General features: G+C 71.2%; 14 protein-coding genes. 7 read left to right on the top strand and 7 right to left on the bottom strand.

All coding sequences use genetic code 11. The annotated features are described in order from the left end of the window. Window positions 1–22: 22 nt before the first annotated feature. Entirely contained in the window at window positions 23–1,135 is a 1,113-nt protein-coding gene (locus AB1046_RS23275) for an LLM class F420-dependent oxidoreductase (RefSeq protein WP_369371647.1), read from the top strand. A 39-nt stretch (window positions 1,136–1,174) separates the two neighbouring features. Here the strand turns inward: AB1046_RS23275 and AB1046_RS23270 are convergent, their stop codons facing one another. Next, window positions 1,175–1,660: an MGMT family protein gene (locus AB1046_RS23270; protein ID WP_369371646.1), complete on the bottom strand. Its 486-nt coding sequence runs from the start codon at window positions 1,658–1,660 to the stop codon at window positions 1,175–1,177. A gap of 146 nt (window positions 1,661–1,806) precedes the next feature. On the opposite strand from AB1046_RS23270, the gene AB1046_RS23265 reads away from it, so the two are divergent. Next, complete coding sequence (locus tag AB1046_RS23265; protein WP_369371645.1) at window positions 1,807–2,784, top strand: phosphotransferase; 978 nt, start codon at window positions 1,807–1,809, stop codon at window positions 2,782–2,784. Here AB1046_RS23265 and AB1046_RS23260 read toward each other — a convergent pair. Next, window positions 2,775–3,884: an Fpg/Nei family DNA glycosylase gene (locus AB1046_RS23260; RefSeq protein ID WP_369371644.1), complete on the bottom strand. Its 1,110-nt coding sequence runs from the start codon at window positions 3,882–3,884 to the stop codon at window positions 2,775–2,777. The two genes, AB1046_RS23265 and AB1046_RS23260, sit on opposite strands and share 10 nt — an antisense overlap. A gap of 5 nt (window positions 3,885–3,889) precedes the next feature. Further along, entirely contained in the window at window positions 3,890–4,342 is a 453-nt protein-coding gene (locus AB1046_RS23255; RefSeq protein ID WP_369371643.1) for a ribose-5-phosphate isomerase, read from the bottom strand. Window positions 4,343–4,407: 65 nt separating this feature from the next. Between AB1046_RS23255 and AB1046_RS23250 the strand changes: the two genes are divergently transcribed. Then, a complete protein-coding gene (locus tag AB1046_RS23250; protein WP_369371642.1) occupies window positions 4,408–6,435 on the top strand; it encodes a M13 family metallopeptidase in 2,028 nt (675 codons plus the stop codon). Window positions 6,436–6,532: 97 nt separating this feature from the next. On the opposite strand, the gene pepN is transcribed toward AB1046_RS23250, so the two are convergent. Next, window positions 6,533–9,073: an aminopeptidase N gene (gene pepN, locus AB1046_RS23245; protein WP_369371641.1), complete on the bottom strand. Its 2,541-nt coding sequence runs from the start codon at window positions 9,071–9,073 to the stop codon at window positions 6,533–6,535. Between the two features lie 209 nt (window positions 9,074–9,282). Here pepN and AB1046_RS23240 point away from each other — a divergent pair, with 209 nt between their 5' ends. Next, window positions 9,283–10,131, top strand: a complete 849-nt coding sequence (locus AB1046_RS23240; protein WP_369371640.1) for a hypothetical protein — start codon at window positions 9,283–9,285, stop codon at window positions 10,129–10,131. After that, a complete protein-coding gene (locus AB1046_RS23235; protein WP_369371639.1) occupies window positions 10,110–10,319 on the top strand; it encodes a hypothetical protein in 210 nt (69 codons plus the stop codon). The genes AB1046_RS23240 and AB1046_RS23235 overlap by 22 nt, the downstream gene beginning before the upstream one ends. A gap of 31 nt (window positions 10,320–10,350) precedes the next feature. On the opposite strand, the gene malQ is transcribed toward AB1046_RS23235, so the two are convergent. The 3 genes from malQ to AB1046_RS23220 form a co-directional block, all read right to left on the bottom strand. Continuing rightward, window positions 10,351–12,597, bottom strand: a complete 2,247-nt coding sequence (malQ, locus tag AB1046_RS23230; protein ID WP_369375829.1) for a 4-alpha-glucanotransferase — start codon at window positions 12,595–12,597, stop codon at window positions 10,351–10,353. A 116-nt stretch (window positions 12,598–12,713) separates the two neighbouring features. Then, entirely contained in the window at window positions 12,714–13,811 is a 1,098-nt protein-coding gene (locus tag AB1046_RS23225; RefSeq protein WP_369371638.1) for a mechanosensitive ion channel family protein, read from the bottom strand. A 106-nt stretch (window positions 13,812–13,917) separates the two neighbouring features. Next, a complete protein-coding gene (locus AB1046_RS23220) occupies window positions 13,918–14,151 on the bottom strand; it encodes a glucose PTS transporter subunit EIIB (RefSeq protein ID WP_369371637.1) in 234 nt (77 codons plus the stop codon). A gap of 155 nt (window positions 14,152–14,306) precedes the next feature. Here AB1046_RS23220 and AB1046_RS23215 point away from each other — a divergent pair, with 155 nt between their 5' ends. Next, window positions 14,307–14,690 carry a globin gene (locus AB1046_RS23215; RefSeq protein ID WP_369371636.1) on the top strand — a complete coding sequence of 128 codons (384 nt, stop codon included), beginning with the start codon at window positions 14,307–14,309 and terminating at the stop codon, window positions 14,688–14,690. A gap of 66 nt (window positions 14,691–14,756) precedes the next feature. Beyond that, a complete protein-coding gene (locus AB1046_RS23210; protein WP_369371635.1) occupies window positions 14,757–15,716 on the top strand; it encodes an acyl-CoA thioesterase in 960 nt (319 codons plus the stop codon). Window positions 15,717–15,729 lie beyond the last annotated feature (13 nt).

The raw sequence follows: 15,729 nt of genomic DNA, 5'->3' as shown, positions 1-15,729 counted from the left end.
TCCCACGACGAGGTGACCCAGCATGCGCATCGGATTCCAGACCGGTTACTGGTCCCGCAAGCCCCCGAAGGGCATCCAGCAGTTCATCGTCGCCGCAGACCGGCTGGGCCTCGACTCGGTCTGGACCGCGGAGGCCTACGGCTCCGACGCCTTCTCGCCGCTGGCCTGGTGGGGCTCCCGCACCAAGAACGTGCGGCTGGGCACGGGCATCGCCCAGCTCTCGGCCCGCACGCCGACGGCGACCGCCATGCAGGCGCTCACGATGGACCACCTGTCCAAGGGCCGGTTCGTGCTCGGGCTCGGCGCCTCGGGCCCGCAGGTCGTCGAGGGCTGGTACGGCCAGCCGTACAAGCGGCCGCTGGCCCGCACGCGCGAGTACGTCGACATCGTGCGGCAGGTGATGCGCCGCGAGGCGCCCGTGACCCACGACGGCGCCTTCTACCAGCTGCCGCTCGCCGCCGACGCTCCCGGGTCGATGGGACTGGGCAAGGCCCTCAAGTCGACGGTGCACCCGTTCCGCCCCGAGATCCCGATCATCCTCGCCGCGCAGGGGCCCAAGAACGTCGCGCTCGCCGCCGAGATCGCCGACGGCTGGATGGCCGGCTTCTATGCGCCGCGCATGGACGACGAGTTCCGCGCGCTGCTCGCCGAGGGCTTCGACCTCCGCTCCGGGGAGCGTTCGGCGGCCGACGGGTTCGAGGTGTGCGCGACGGTCCCCGTCGTCGTGCGGGACGACGTCGAGGCCGCCGCCGACGTGATCCGCCCCCACATCGCCCTGTACGCGGGCGGGATGGGCGCCAAGGAGGCGAACTTCCACAAGCAGTCGCTCGACCGGCTCGGCTACAAGGAGCCGCTCGACAAGGTGCAGGAGCTTTACCTCGCGGGGCGCAAGGAGGAGGCGGCCGCGGCCGTCCCGACCCAGCTCGTGGAGGAGATCGCGCTCGTCGGGCCGGTCGCGAAGATCCGCCGCGAGCTCCCGACCTGGGAGAACACGGCGATCACGACCATGCTCGTCCAGGGCGACCCGGCCTCGATGCTGGCGCTGCTGTCGGCCTCGCAGGACAGCTCGCTGGGCGGCCGCGTCCGGTCGACGGCGGGTGCGCTGCTGTCGCGGGTCGCGCCGGCCAAGGTCTGACGCCGGCACGCCGGGTACCGACCCCAGGAGTTCAGGTCGCTACCCGGCGTCCACGCTGCTGGCCGACGGCTCGTCGTCGGGGAACCAGACCGCACGGCGGAGGTTCACGCGGCGACCGTCCCGGGACAGCGGGCAGCCCTCGGCACGCAGCGCGTCCAGGGCCTCGGTCAGCTGGTGCTGCGGCGGTGAGCCCGCCGCATTGACGACGCGCCACCACGGGACGCGTTCACTACCGCCGTCGTCCGAGCCGTCGCCGTCCGAGCCGCTGTCGTCCGAACCGCCGTCGTCCAGGCCGACGCCGTCCTCCTCGCCGTCCGGGACCAGGTGTGCGTACCGGTCCCCCGAACCGGCCAGGACGCTCCCCACCTGACGGGGCCCGCCGCGGCCGAGCTGCTCACCGACTATCTCCGCGATCAGCCCGTACGTCATGGCCCGGCCGGACGGGATGCGCCGGACTATGTCGAGCACGGCGGCGGCGTACTCCTCGACATCGGAGAGCTGAGGTCCGGGCGGCGCGTCGGTCACGGGTGCGATCGTAGACGCGGACACCGACACAGTCCGCGCAGAATTCCTGTTGCCTGCGGGTGCGACGATCGGTTTCATGGAGCTTTCCGAGATCGCCCTGGCGTTTGGCTGGCCGGTAGCGCCGGCCTACTCCTGGGTCTTCTGACATGGCGAACCGAATCCCGTTCTCGCAGCTCGTGCGCGGCTCCGCCTGGCGATCCGAGGCAGAGGGCTGGGTCGCCGACGCCGTCGGCGGGCTGGGGGCCCGCATCACCGGTGTGACGCAGCCGCGGGTGCGCCCGTGGTCCACCCAGCTCGTGGTCGAGACGACGCGCGGTCGCTTCTGGTTCAAGGCGAACTGCGCGGCGTCCGCCTTCGAGCCGCAGCTCCAGTCGGTGCTCGCCGGCCTTGCCCCCGGCGACGTCGATCAGCCTGTCGCGATCGACGCTGAGCGCGGCTGGATGCTGACCGCCGACCGAGGCGCGACACTGCCGGAGTCTCGCGAACCGACGCCCGACGACTGGGTAGCCGTGGTGCGTGCCTGGGCCGGCCTGCAGCATCTCGTTGCGTCCGACCGCGACGAGCTGCTCGCGGCGGGCCTCCCGGACTGCGGTCCCGAGACGGTGCCCACCCGGTTCGACGACCTGCTCGGACGCCTCACGACCCTCCCGGCAGGGCACCCCAGCCACCTGGACGGATCCGGCGCGACTCGCCTCGCGCGCGCCCGTTACCTGGTCGAGGACGCGGCAGCGACCCTGGCCGACGGCCCCTTCCCCGTGACGCTGCAGCACGGAGACCTGCACCCCTGGAACGTCTTCCTCGTCGACGGATCCCTGCGGATCTTCGACTTCGGCGACACCCAGTGGGCACACCCGCTGGAGTCGCTGATGGTGCCGCGAGCGGTCGTCGAGGCGGCCGGTCGTATCCCGTGGGAGCCGATCCAGACCGCGTTCCTCAAGACGTGGGAGCTCCCCGTGGAGGCCGGCGCGATGGTCGAGCTGCTGCGCGCGGCGCAGGTGACCCACGCGGTCAACCGGGCGTCGTCGTGGTGGGACGCACTCGCCGAGGCGACCGACGCCGAGCGGGACGACTGGGGCGAGGCACCTGCCCGGCACCTCGCCCGCGTCGTCGAGGGTCAGACCTGACAGCTCCCGCACCAGAACAGGTTGCGGCCGGCCAGCTCCTTGACCAGCACCGGCGCCCCGCACACCCGGCACGGCAGCCCGTCCCGGTGGTACACGTAGAAGGCCTGGTCGACAGGAACGGCCCCGGGCGTCCCGTCGGTGTTCTGTCGGGTCCGACCCCGACCAGGGCTGTCGAGAACGGGCTTGTGTCTGCCGGAGTCCAGGTCCCGGCCATAAGCCCGTTCTCGACCCGACGCGGACGAACGGTCCGACGGGCGGGTCGTGACTATGGCGCCCCGCTCCGCGCCGTCGCGCATCAGGAGCACCAGGTCGTCCCAGATGGCACGGACCGTCTCGGGCGGCACGTCGCGGCCCGGGCGTAGCGGGTCGACGCCGGCCCGGAACAGCACCTCGGCGCGGTAGATGTTCCCGACACCCGCGACGACTGCCTGGTCCATGAGCTGCTGCCCGATCGTGACCCGCGACCGGCCGACCCGGTCCACGAACGCGCCGACGTCGCCGTCGTCCCGGATGGGGTCGGGGCCGAGGCGCGCCTCGACCGCCGACTTCTCTGCGGTGGTGATCACCTCGCAGGCCGTGGGGCCGGTGAGGTCGGCGACGGCGTGGGCGCCGAACAGGCGCACCCGCACCTGCCCGCGCGGCTCCGGCACCTCCCACCCGTTCGACGCGGTCACGTGAGCATCTGTCCCGTCCGACGGCGACGCCGTCCGGGGCACCGAGTCCCGCTCGCCGATCCGGCGTCGGGGCGCGCCGATCGCGTGCGCCACCTCGGGCGCGTCCGGCGCGCCCGCGAACGTCCACGCGCCGTACAGCCCGAGGTGCGTGCGGAGCCACAGGAGGCCCGGATCACGGGTCGCCCCGCCGTCGGACCCGGCCGCAAGAGCCACGTCCGCGGGCGCGGCCGCACGAGCCGCGTCCGCGGGCGCGAACCCCAGGAAGAGCTGCTTTCCCCACGCCTCGCTCGCGATCAGCCGACGGCCGTCGAGCACCGCGGCGCCGTCGGCGAACCGCCCCTGTGGGCTGGTCACCCGCAGGACCTGACCGGAGTACAGCGACGAGAACGTCCGCGCGAGGCGGTGGACGGTGTGCCCCTCAGGCATGCGCGTCAGGCACGCTTGCTCTCGTAGTCGGCAAGCTGGTCGATGCGGCGCTGGTGCCGCTCGTCACCGCTGAACGGCTCGGCCACGAAGGCCTCGACGAACGACGTCGCCTCCTCCACCGAGTGCATCCGCCCGCCGACGGCGATCACGTTCGCGTCGTTGTGCTGGCGGCCCAGCCGGGCGGTCTCCAGCGACCAGGCGAGCACGGCCCGGACCCCGGTGACCTTGTTCGCGGCGATCTGCTCCCCGTTGCCGGAGCCGCCGATCACTATGCCGAGCGAACCCGGCTCGGAGACGACGGCCTCGCCGGCGGAGATGCAGAAGGCGGGATAGTCGTCCTGCGGGTCGAGCTCGTGAGCCCCGTGGTCGGTCACCTCGTGCCCGGCTGTGGTGAGGTGCTGCACCAGGTGCTGCTTGAGGTCGTACCCGGCGTGGTCGGCGGCGATGTGCAGGCGCATGGCCTCATTGTTCCCCATGCACACCGTTCCCCATGTGCACCCCGCGCGTTGCGTACGCTGACGCCATGACCACCGACGCCACGGAACTCACGTCGGGGATTAACCTCGACGCACTCGATCCCGCAACCCGGCCTCAGGACGATCTGTACCGCCACGTCAACGGGCGATGGATCGACACCCACGAGATTCCCGCGGACCGTGCCATGGACGGCGCGTTCCGTGACCTCTACGACAAGGCGGAGGTGCACGTCCGGGAGATCATCCAGGACGCGCCGACCGGTTCCACGATCGGTGACCTCTACGCCAGCTTCATGGACACCGAGCGCATCGCCGCGCTCGGCACGACCCCCCTGGACGAGGACTTTGCGCTGATCCGGGACGCCGGCGACGCCGCAGCCCTGACCCGCGCGCTGGGGGCGCTGCAGCGCACGGGCGGAGCGGCGGGCCTGCGCTTCTGGGTGGACAACGACGCCGCCGACCCGGAGAAGTACGTCGTCTACCTGCGGCAGTCCGGGCTCGGCCTGCCCGACGAGGCGTACTACCGCGAGGAGCAGTACGCCCCGCTACGCAAGAAGTACGTGCCGCACGTGGCGAGGATGCTGGGCTTCGCCCAGGTCCAGGAGACGTGGGGCATCTCGCCCGACGACGCCGCGGCCCGCGTCTACGAGGTCGAGAAGCAGCTCGCCGCCCACCACTGGGACGTGGTGCGCGACCGGGACGCCACGCTGACCTACAACCCGACGACGCTCGCCGACCTCGTCGCCGCCGCGCCGGGCTTCGACTGGGTGTCCTGGGCCGAAGCCCTGGGAGTGCCCAGCGGCGCGTTCGACGAGCTGGTCGTGCGCGAGCCCGACTTCGCGACCGGCTTCGCCGCCCTGTGGAACGAGCTGCCGCTGCTCGACTGGCAGCTCTGGATGACGTACCACGTGGTCAGCGCGCGAGCGCCGTACCTTGACGACGAGATCGTCGAGGCCAACTTCGACTTCTACGGCCGCGCGCTGACCGGCGCGCAGGAGGTACGCGAGCGCTGGAAGCGTGCCGTCGCGCTCGTGGAGGGTGGGCTCGGCGAGGCGGTGGGTGCGGAGTACGTGACCCGGCACTTCCCGCCGTCGAACAAGGCCAAGATGGACCGTCTCGTGGACGCCCTCGTGGCGGCCTACCGCGAGTCCATCGAGGGCCTCGACTGGATGACCGACGAGACCAAGGCCAAGGCCCTGGCCAAGCTGGAGAAGTTCACCCCCAAGGTGGGCTACCCGGTGCGGTGGCGCGACTACTCCGGGCTCACCGTGGACGCGGCCGACCTGGTGGGCAACGTCCGGCGGTCCAACGCGTTCGACCAGGACTACGAGCTGGCGAAGATCGGCAAGCCCCTGGACCGCGACGAGTGGTTCATGACGCCGCAGACGGTCAACGCCTACTACAACCCGGGCATGAACGAGATCGTGTTCCCCGCGGCGATCCTGCAGCCGCCGTTCTTCGACCCCGAGGCCGACGACGCCGTGAACTTCGGCGGGATCGGCGGTGTCATCGGGCACGAGATCGGGCACGGGTTCGACGACCAGGGCTCCAAGTACGACGGCGACGGCCGCCTCGAGGACTGGTGGACCGACGCCGACCGCACCGAGTTCGAGAAGCGGACCAGCGCGCTGATCGCGCAGTACGACGAGTTCCGGCCGGCACAGCTTCCGGCTGCGTCTGAGGCCGCCAAGGGCTCGGACTCAGCCGAGGCCGAGGGCAGCGCCGATGCGCACGTCAACGGCGGTCTGACGATCGGCGAGAACATCGGCGACCTCGGCGGGCTCTCGATCGCGATCCGGGCGTACCGGATCGCGCTCGGCAAGCCCCTGGACGAGGCACCGGTCGTGGACGGGCTCACGGCCCAGGAGCGGATCTTCCTCGGCTGGGCGCAGGTGTGGCAGTCCAAGGGCCGCGACGAGGAGGTGCTCCGCCGGCTCGCGACGGACCCGCACTCCCCCAACGAGTTCCGCTGCAACGGCGTGGTGCGCAACGTGGACGAGTTCTACACGACGTACAACGTCCAGCCGGGCGACGCCCTGTACCTCCCGAAGGAGGACCGCGTCCGCATCTGGTAGTCGCCCCTCACCTTTGAGTCCCGGGTTTCTTCGCTTTGGACTGTCTCAAAGCGAAGAAACCCGGGACTCGAAGATGAGCGTGGGTCCGGCCAGCCGGTCAGGCGTCTACCGACTGGGCCTTCAGGGCTCGGGTCGTGCCCGCTCGGGCCTCCACCATGAGGCGGCGCAGCGCCGGGGGCGCGTCGGCGTTCGACTCCAGCCACGCCGTCGTCGCGTCGCGGAGCTCCGCCGACGCCAGGGGCGCCGGGTAGAAGCCCTCGATGATCTCCTCCGCGATGTGGTACGACCGCTCGTTCCACACCTTGAGCACGGCATCCAGGTACGGCTGCACGACGTCGGCCAGCGCGGCCGGATCGTTCACGTGCAGGAACCCGAGGCCGGTGTTCCGGATGATCGCGTTCGGCACGTCGGCGGCCACCACCGACGACAGCGCAGCCAGCTTGCCCTCGGCCGTCGGCTTCGCGGCGCGCGCGCGGGCGGCCGCCTGGCGGCCCGTGGCGGTGTTGTCGGCTGCAAGCATCTCGTCGATCTCCGAGTCACCAGCGGCGCCGTTGAGCACCAGGCCCTCCAGGAGCTCCCAGCGGAGGTCGGTGTCGAGGGTCAGCCCGTCGAGCGGGATCGAGCCGTCCAGCAGGCCCGACAGCGTCGCGATGTGCGCCGGCGTGGACGCCACGTGCGCGAAGAACTTCACGAGCTGGAACTGCGTGTCCGAGCCCGCTTCGGCGTCGCCCACGAGGGCCCAGAGCGTGTCGCCGACCTCAGCGAGGGTCTCCGCACGGTCCGACGGCGCCACGTACTGCTTGGCCGCCAGCATCATCTGGTTGAGCGTGGTGCGCAGCGTCGTCGACTCGGTCTCGCGGGCGATGCCGCCGAGCACGAGGCGCACGTACTCGGAGGCCGGGACCTCGCCGTCGCGCACCGCGTCCCAGACCGAGCCCCAGACCAGGGAGCGGGCCAGCGGGTCCGCGATGTCGGCCAGGTGCTGCAGGGCGACGCGCAGCGACGCGGCGTCGAGCCGGATCTTCGCGTACGCGAGGTCCTCGTCGTTGAGCAGCACCAGCGCCGGGCGGTCGAGCTCGACGAGCTCCTTCACGTCCGTGCGGGGGCCGTCGACGTCGACCTCGACGAAGCGGGTCCGCACGAGCTCACCGTCGTCGGACAGGCTGTAAAAACCGATGCCGAGGCGGTGCGGGCGGATGGTGGGCCACTCGGCGGGCGCCGTCTGCTCGACGACGAACGACATGATGCGGCCGTGGCTGTCCGTCTCGATCACCGGGCGCAGCGTGTTCACGCCGGCGGTCTCCAGCCAGAGGCTCGACCAGGCCTTGAGGTCGCGGCCGCTGGTGGCCTCGAGCTCGGTCAGCAGGTCGGGCAGCTCGGTGTTGCCCCACGCGTGCTTGCCGAAGTACGCGGACACACCCGCGACGAACGCCTCACGCCCCACCCAGGCCACGAGCTGCTTGAGCACCGACGCGCCCTTGGCGTAGGTGATGCCGTCGAAGTTGACCTGGACGTCCTCGAGGTCCTTGATCTCCGCGACGATCGGGTGCGTGGAGGGCAGCTGGTCCTGCCGGTAGGCCCAGGACTTCTCCATCGCGGAGAACGTGGTCCAGGCAGCTTCCCACTCCGTGGCCTCGGCCGTGGCGAGCGTGGAGGCGTACTCCGCGAACGACTCGTTGAGCCACAGGTCGTTCCACCACTTCATGGTGACCAGGTCGCCGAACCACATGTGCGCCAGCTCGTGCAGGATCGTCACGACGCGGCGCTCGCGCACGGCGTCGGTCACCTTGGACCGGAACACGTACGTCTCCGTGAACGTCACGCAGCCCGCGTTCTCCATGGCGCCCATGTTGTACTCGGGCACAAAGAGCTGGTCGTACTTGGTGAACGGGTACGGCACGCCGAACGTGGACTCGTAGAACTCGAAGCCCTGGCGGGTCTTCTCGAAGATGTAGTCCGCGTCGAAGTGCTCCGAGAGCGACTTGCGGCAGAACGCGCCGAGCGGGATCTCCCGGCCGTCCGACGACGTCAGCGACGAACGGACCACCGCGTAGGGGCCGGCCACGAGCGCCGTGATGTAGGTCGAGATGCGGCCGGTGGGCTCGAACGTCCAGGTGGCGACGTCGCCAGCGGGTACCGGCTCCGGCGTCGGCTCGTTGCTGACGACCTCCCACGCGGCGGGCGCGGTAATCGTGAACTGGAACGTGGCCTTGAGGTCCGGCTGCTCGAAGGCGGCGAACACCCGGCGCGCGTCGGGCACCTCGAACTGCGTGTAGAGGTACACCTCGCCGTCCACCGGGTCCACGAAGCGGTGCAGGCCCTCGCCCGTGTTGGTGTACCCGCAGTCGGCGACGACGACGAGCTCGTTCTCGGCGGCCAGCGAATCCAGGGTGATGCGGGAGTCGGCGAACACTGCCGACGGGTCCAGCGCACGGCCGTTCAGCACCACGGACCGCACCGACGGGGCGACCAGGTCGACAAACGTCGAGGCGCCTTCCGTGGCGGTGAAGTGCACCGTCGTGGCCGAGGCGAAAGTCTCCGGACCGGTGGTCAGGTCCAGGGCGATCTCGTACGACTCGACCGATACCACGCCGGCTCGTTCGACCGCCTCGGCGCGGGTCAGGTTCTCTCCGGGCACGGGCCCTCCACGTCTGTTCTTCTCAAGGGGCGCTGATGGCGTCCCACGCGGCCGATCGGCGCACGTTTTCGGTTGGGTTGACGTCCGGTCTGTGAACTACCTGCGACGACTCGTCGATCATGCCACGCAGGAGTAACAGCGAGTAACGCCTTTGTGTACGATCGACCGCGGTCGCCCGACCGACCGATTTGACCTGAGGGAGTAGCCCGATGTCCGGCACAGTGCCGCCGCCTCCACCGCCGCCAGGCGGAGGCCCTGACGAGGAGCTGGGTGCCCCGTCCCAGGAGCAGCACCCGCCCACTGCACCTACACCTGCCCAGCAGGCACCGGTGCAGCGTGTTTCCGCCGCGACTCGCAAGCCGCCGGCCATCTCGCCCGCGAGCCAGTTCTCGCAGGCCGTCACACCCGCGCCCGCCGCGCCGGGTGCTCCCGTGGTCCAGTCCGTGCACAAGGGCGGCGGGGACCAGGGAACACAACAGCAGCAGTACTACCCCGAGCAGTACCAGCAGGGTTATGCCCAGCCGCAGCCCGGTTACGCGCCGCCCCAGCCCCAGCAGGGCCAGTACCCCCCGCAGGGCTACCAGCCGCAGGGCTATCAACCGCAGGGTTACCAGCCCCAGGGTTACCAGCCGCAGGGCTACGACCAGTACGGCCAGCCGGTCTACGCCGCGCAGAGCGGTGGCTACCCGCCCGAGCCGGGGAACGAGCGTCGGAAGCTCAGCCCGGGCTGGATCGCGTTCATCGTGCTGGACGTGCTGCTCGTGGTGGCCGCGATCGTGTTCGCCGTGAGCCTCTTCAGGGCGCCGGACGACACGCAGACGGGCAACACCGACGCGACCGCCGGGCAGTCCGCTGAACCGTCGGCCGAGACGGGCCTGGAGACCGCCGGCGGGGACGACGTCGAGGTGTTCGCCGCGCCGTCGCTCAACATCACGTGCACGGTCTCCGCGGACGCCGCCACGTGCGGCATCGCGCAGCTCAACCAGCCGCCGGCCCCGACGCCTCGTGCGGCGGCGCGTCCGGCTACGTGGCGAAGGTGGACCCGAGCGGCAACGTGACGCAGCCGTGCATCCCGGAGAACGAGCTGCCCGAGGCGGCGAGCGGTGACGTGACGATCCTGGACTACGGCGAGCAGACGAAGGCCTACGGCTTCACGTGCCTCAGTGCGCAGTCGGGCATGAAGTGCGTCGCCGACTCGACGAGCACCGGCTTCTCGATCGCCAAGGCGGGCATCGGCGAGGCCTGAGCGCCGGTTGGTTGCGGGGCAACCAACCGGCTCAGCTCGGAGGGGCCTCTTCCGGTTCTTCCTCGTTCATCACCGTCACCAGCGAGCGCAGGCGGGCGTTGCTGAACAGGTCCTCCAGCAGCACCACGGTCCCCGCGGAGTCCGCCAGGGGCACCTTCCAGTTCGGGTACTCGGTGTCCGTGCCGGGCTGGTTCTGCGCGCGCCGCTCGCCCACGGCGTCGGTCAGGTACACCCCGACCAGCGCGGACGGTGTGTCCTTGAGGTAGCGGTGCAGGCCCTCGACCAGCTCGCGCTCGGACGGGGCGAACGTCGTCAGACCGCGGCGCGACAGTGCTTCGACGAGCGACTCGCGCTCCGCGCGCGCACGCCCGCGCAGGATCGTCGGGTCCTCCGTGAGCAGGCCGAGCCGCTCCCGCAGGTCCACGTGCTCTCCCGCGAGGTACCCGGCGGTGGGCGGCAGGTCGTGGGTGGTGACGGTGGCGAGCGCGGCCGCCCGGTACGCCTCCGGCTCGATCGGCGCACCGGCATCGTCCCGCTCGAAGAGCAGCACCGACGTGCCCAGGATGCCGCGCTCGGCGAGGTGGTCGCGGATCCAGGGCTCGAAGGTGCCCAGGTCCTCGCCGATGATCGCCACCCCGGCACGCTGCGCCTCCAGGCAGAGGATGCCGATCAGTGCCTCGTGGTCGTAGGTGACGTACGCGCCGGCCGACGCGCGCGCCCCGCCCGGGATCCACCACAGGCGGAAGAGCCCGAGCACGTGGTCGATGCGCAGGCCGCCGCAGTGCCGCAGCACCGTGCGGAGCATGTCGCGGTAGGGCGCGTAGCCCGCCTTCGCGAGCGCCCGCGGGTGCCAGGGCGGCTGGGACCAGTTCTGGCCCTGCTGGTTGTACATGTCCGGCGGGGCGCCGACGGACACACCCTGGGCGAGCACGCCGGAGTCCGCCCATGCGTCCGCGCCGTCCGGGGACACGCCGACGGCGAGGTCCTTGAGCAGGCCCAGCCGCATGCCGGCGTCGAGCCCGGAGCGGTGCGCCGCGTGCAGCTGCTCGTCGGCTACCCACTGCAGCCAGCAGTAGAACTGGACGCGCTCGGACAGGGCGTTGCGCAGCGTCAGCACGCCCTGTGAGCCCGGGTCGGCAAGCTCCGCGGGCCAGTCCCGGCCGTCGAGGTGCTCGGTGATGGCGCACCAGGTGGCGAAGTCGACGAGCCCCTTGCCCTGGGCGAGCACAAACTCGTCGAACGCCGTCTGCCGGGCCGCCGAGCGCTGTGCGGTGTAGACGACCTCGAGGGCCGCCTTCTTGGCCTCCCAGATGGCGTCGCGGTCGATCGGGCCGGAGTCCTCGGACAGCTCCCGGACCGGCTCCGCGGCCCACTCCACGAGGGACCGGTCCGCGGCCGAGAGGTACGCCGTCTCGCGGATGTCCTCGACGCGGATGTACAGGGGCGACATGAAGCGGCGTGAGGTGGGCAGGTAGGGGCTCGGGGTGAGCGGCGACACCGGCTCGGTCGCGTGCAGCGGATTGACCGCCACGAAGTCGGCCCCGGCGTTGTGCGCCGTCTGCCAGGCCAGGTCCCCCAGGTCGGCGAGGTCGCCCATGCCCCAGGAGTCCCGGGACCGCACCGAGTAGAGCTGGACCATGAAGCCCCAGGCCTGCTTGCGGGTGATCTTCTTGCGGAGCTCCAGCCGCTGGGGCGTGACCACGAGCACGGCCTGGGCCGTCTGCCCGCCGGACTCGGCGTGCAGCGTGTGCCAGCCGAGCGGCACGTTGTCGGGGACGGTGAACGTGGCCCGGCCGACCTTGCGGCTGTCCACGGTGCGTGGCTCGGTGGGGACGTCGGCCTGGCGCAGCGGCACGCGGGTGCGCCGGACGACGGCGAACGAGCCCGTGGCCGTCGGCTGCGGCGCCGTGACGCGCCAGGGTGTGGCGCTGGTGGGCACGGCCGGCGTCTCGGACACCTCGAGCTCGATCCACGCGGTGACGTCCGCGCCGTCCGCCACGTGCACCGGGACCTGCACCTCGGTGCCCTCCCGGGTCACGACCGTCGGCGGCAGCATCGCGCGCCAGGCGTCGTCACGGGTCCGGTCCAGGCTGGCGGCCACGGCGCCGGGGGTCGACGACGGGACGTCGAGCGCCTCGAGCACCGCCACGATCGTCGACGAGCTGACCTGCTGCACGCGGCCGTCGTGGTCGGTGTACTCGCGCTGCACACCGTGGGCGTCCGCCAGCTCGGCCAGCTCTGGCGGTACGGCGGGGCCGGTTCCGGTGGTCCCGGTCATCGGTTCGTCGGTCACAAGGAAAGATCTTGCCATCTACTGGCGCCCATCGGGTGCAACAGGGGCGTGTCAGACGAATTGACAGATGGCGTGTCCGCGTCAAGCGGGCCGGCGGCAGGTCAGTGCAGGCCCGACCCGCCGTCGACATCCTCGACGTGCTCGCCCTCGATCGGCACGCGGGCCGAGCGCGCCACGATCCCCGCGCCGAGCAGAGCCGTGTGGGCGGCGGTGCGCAGCGCTCGCTCGACGAGCCACTGCTGTGCGGGCCGTACCTGTGCGTGCAGCGTGAAGGTGAGGCCCATGTTGTCGACGGCGTCCACACCGCGCACCGACGGCGTCTCCAGGAGGCTGTCGCCCAGGTCCCGGTCGTTCTGCACCTGGTCCACGGCACGGCCGAGCGCGGCGCGGACGGCGTCGACGTCGGTCCCGAGCGGCACCTGCACCGAGGCGACGGCGCGGCTCCACTCCTGGGTGCGGTTGCCCGCCCGCAGGATCTCGCCGTTGCGGACGTACCAGAGGGTGCCGTCGAACGAGCGCACGTTGGTCAGGCGCAGGCCCATCGCCTCGACCGTGCCGACCACCCCGCCGCCGAGGTCGACGTTGTCACCCACCCCGAACTGGTCCTCGATGAGCAGGAGGATGCCGGACAGGAAGTCCTTGACCAGGCTCTGCGCCCCGAAGCCGATGGCGACGCCGACGACGCCCGCACCAGTGAGCAGCCCCGTGATGGGCACACCGAGGATCTGCAGGATCGAGAGCATCATGATCGTGCCGATCACGATGTTGGTCGACGAGTTCAGCACCGAGCCGACCGTCCGCGCGCGCTGCGCGCGCCGTTCGGCGGCGCGCGGGTTGGCCGCGTTCAGGGCGTCGGCCAGGACCTGCGGGGTCAGCAGGTTCTTGCGGCGGCGCTTGCGGATCTTGCCGGCCGGGGCGGGGATCGCGCCGGTGTCGGGTGCGGCGTCCGCCGTGATGCTGGGGATCGCACCCGTGGTGGTGCCCACGGGCCCGGGCGCGGGGACGGCGGTCCGCTCGACCGCCCTGGGCTTCTGCCCGACGGCGATGCGCTCGGTGAGAGACGTGATCACCCGCCGCGTCACATAGATGAGGACCATGCCGACCACGAGGATCAGGATGATGCTCAGGGGGATGTCACCGAACCAGGACCAGAAGTCGTCGGCGCTGTCGAACAAGGAGGCAGCAAGAGACTCGAACACAGCAGCAAACCTACTCGGGAACAGGTGTCAGGCCCGACATCTCGCGCGCGGCGCGACGGACTCCTGCGCGACCTTCACAGGGCGTTCGCGCCGCGCCCCCGCTACGTCAGACCCGGAGCGTGTCCAGCTCCGCCGCCAGGCTGTCCGCCTCGGGCCCCACGATCACCTGGACCACCCGGCCCGAACGCACCACACCGAAGGCGCCGGACGCCTTCAGTCCCGACTCGTCCACGAGGGACGGATCGCTCACCTCGACCCGGAGCCGGGTGATGCACGGCTCCAGCTCGACGACGTTCGAGGTCCCCCCGAGTGCCGCGAGGATCTGGTCAGCCTTCGTCATGTCTCAACTCCCACCGTGCGTCGCTGCAGGTCTTCGACCAGCCTATCGGTGGTGGCAAGCGTTTCGCCCCCGCTGCTGTCGAATCGCTCACAAGACCCGCGCGTTTCCCAGTACCGGTCGTGGCAGTGTCACCGCCTGGTGGCAGGATGACGGACGTGACCCAGGAATCCTTCTTCGACGCCGTCGGCGGCCACGACACGTTCGTGCGTCTCGTTGATGCGTTCTACGACGGCGTCGCTGACGACCCGGTGCTGCGCCCCATGTACCCCGAGGAGGACCTGGGGCCGGCCAAGGAGCGGCTGACGCTGTTCCTGGAGCAGTACTGGGGCGGTCCTAACACGTACTCCGCGCAGCGCGGGCACCCGCGCCTGCGCATGCGGCACGTGCCGTTCAAGGTCAATCCCGACGCGCGCGACCGCTGGCTGGCCCACATGCGGACCGCCGTGGACTCGCTCGACCTCGCGCCGATCCACGAGTCGCAGCTGTGGGACTACCTGGAGCGCGCCGCCTTCAGCATGATCAACACGTTCGAAGACTGACCAGAAGCCTGACGCAGACAGACCATGACGCAGACAGGCCCGAGGGCCGAAGGAGAACGCCCGCTCGTGGACGCCACCACCCCTGACCTGACCTACGGCCACGGCCGGCCGGACAGCGAGCCCGACGCGCTCGACCGCCTCTTGCAGGTGCTCGACCTGCGGCACCTCGAGGGCTGGGGCCCGCGCGGCGAGGAGGACGTGCTGCGGGGCACCAGCATGCCCGCCCTGGCCAACCGCGCCTACGGCGGCCAGGTGCTCGCGCAGGCCATCCTGGCCGCGGACCGCACGGTGCCCGACGGCCGCCTGATCCACTCCATGCACGGCTACTTCCTGCGCGAGGGCCGGGTCGAGGAGCCCATCGACTTCGCGGTGGAGCGCCTGCGTGACGGCCGCTCGTTCAGCGCCCGGCGCACCCACGCCATCCAGTTCGGCAAGCCGATCCTGTCGATGATCGCGTCCTTCCAGGAGGACCAGCCGGGCTACGAGCACACCATGCCCATGCCCGACGACGTGCCGCCGCCCGACGAGGTCGGCTCCGTGATCGACGAGCTCGCCGGCCTGCGGGAGGGCTCCGACGTCCGCGCCCAGTTCTGGGCGGACTCGGCGTTCGAGCTGCGGCACGTGGGCGGGTCGCTGTACCTGCACCCGGACGCTGCGGTGGCCAACGGCGGTACGCCACCGTCGACCCAGCTGGTCTGGGTGCGCGCGCGCCGGCCGCTGGGCATCAAGGACCAGGCCATGCACCGCGCGCTGCTGGCCTTCGCGTGCGACCAGCTCATGCTGGAGCCCGCCCTGCGCGCGGCGGGCAAGTCGTGGCAGGAAGTCGGCGGGTCGGTACCGATGGCCAGCCTCGACCACGGCATGTGGTGGCACCGCGACGTCCAGGTGGACGAGTGGATGCTGTTCGTCCAGACCTCCCCGACGGCGCAGGGCGGCCGCGCCCTGGGGACGGCGAAGGTCTACACGCAGGACGGCACCCTCGTAGCCACGGCGGGCCAGGAGGGCATGATCCGCCTGCCCGGCTGAGGCTCCCTGGGTC

Source organism: Promicromonospora sp. Populi (assembly GCF_041081105.1).
Lineage (GTDB): Bacteria > Actinomycetota > Actinomycetes > Actinomycetales > Cellulomonadaceae > Promicromonospora.
This window is presented reverse-complemented; position numbering and strand designations above follow the sequence as displayed.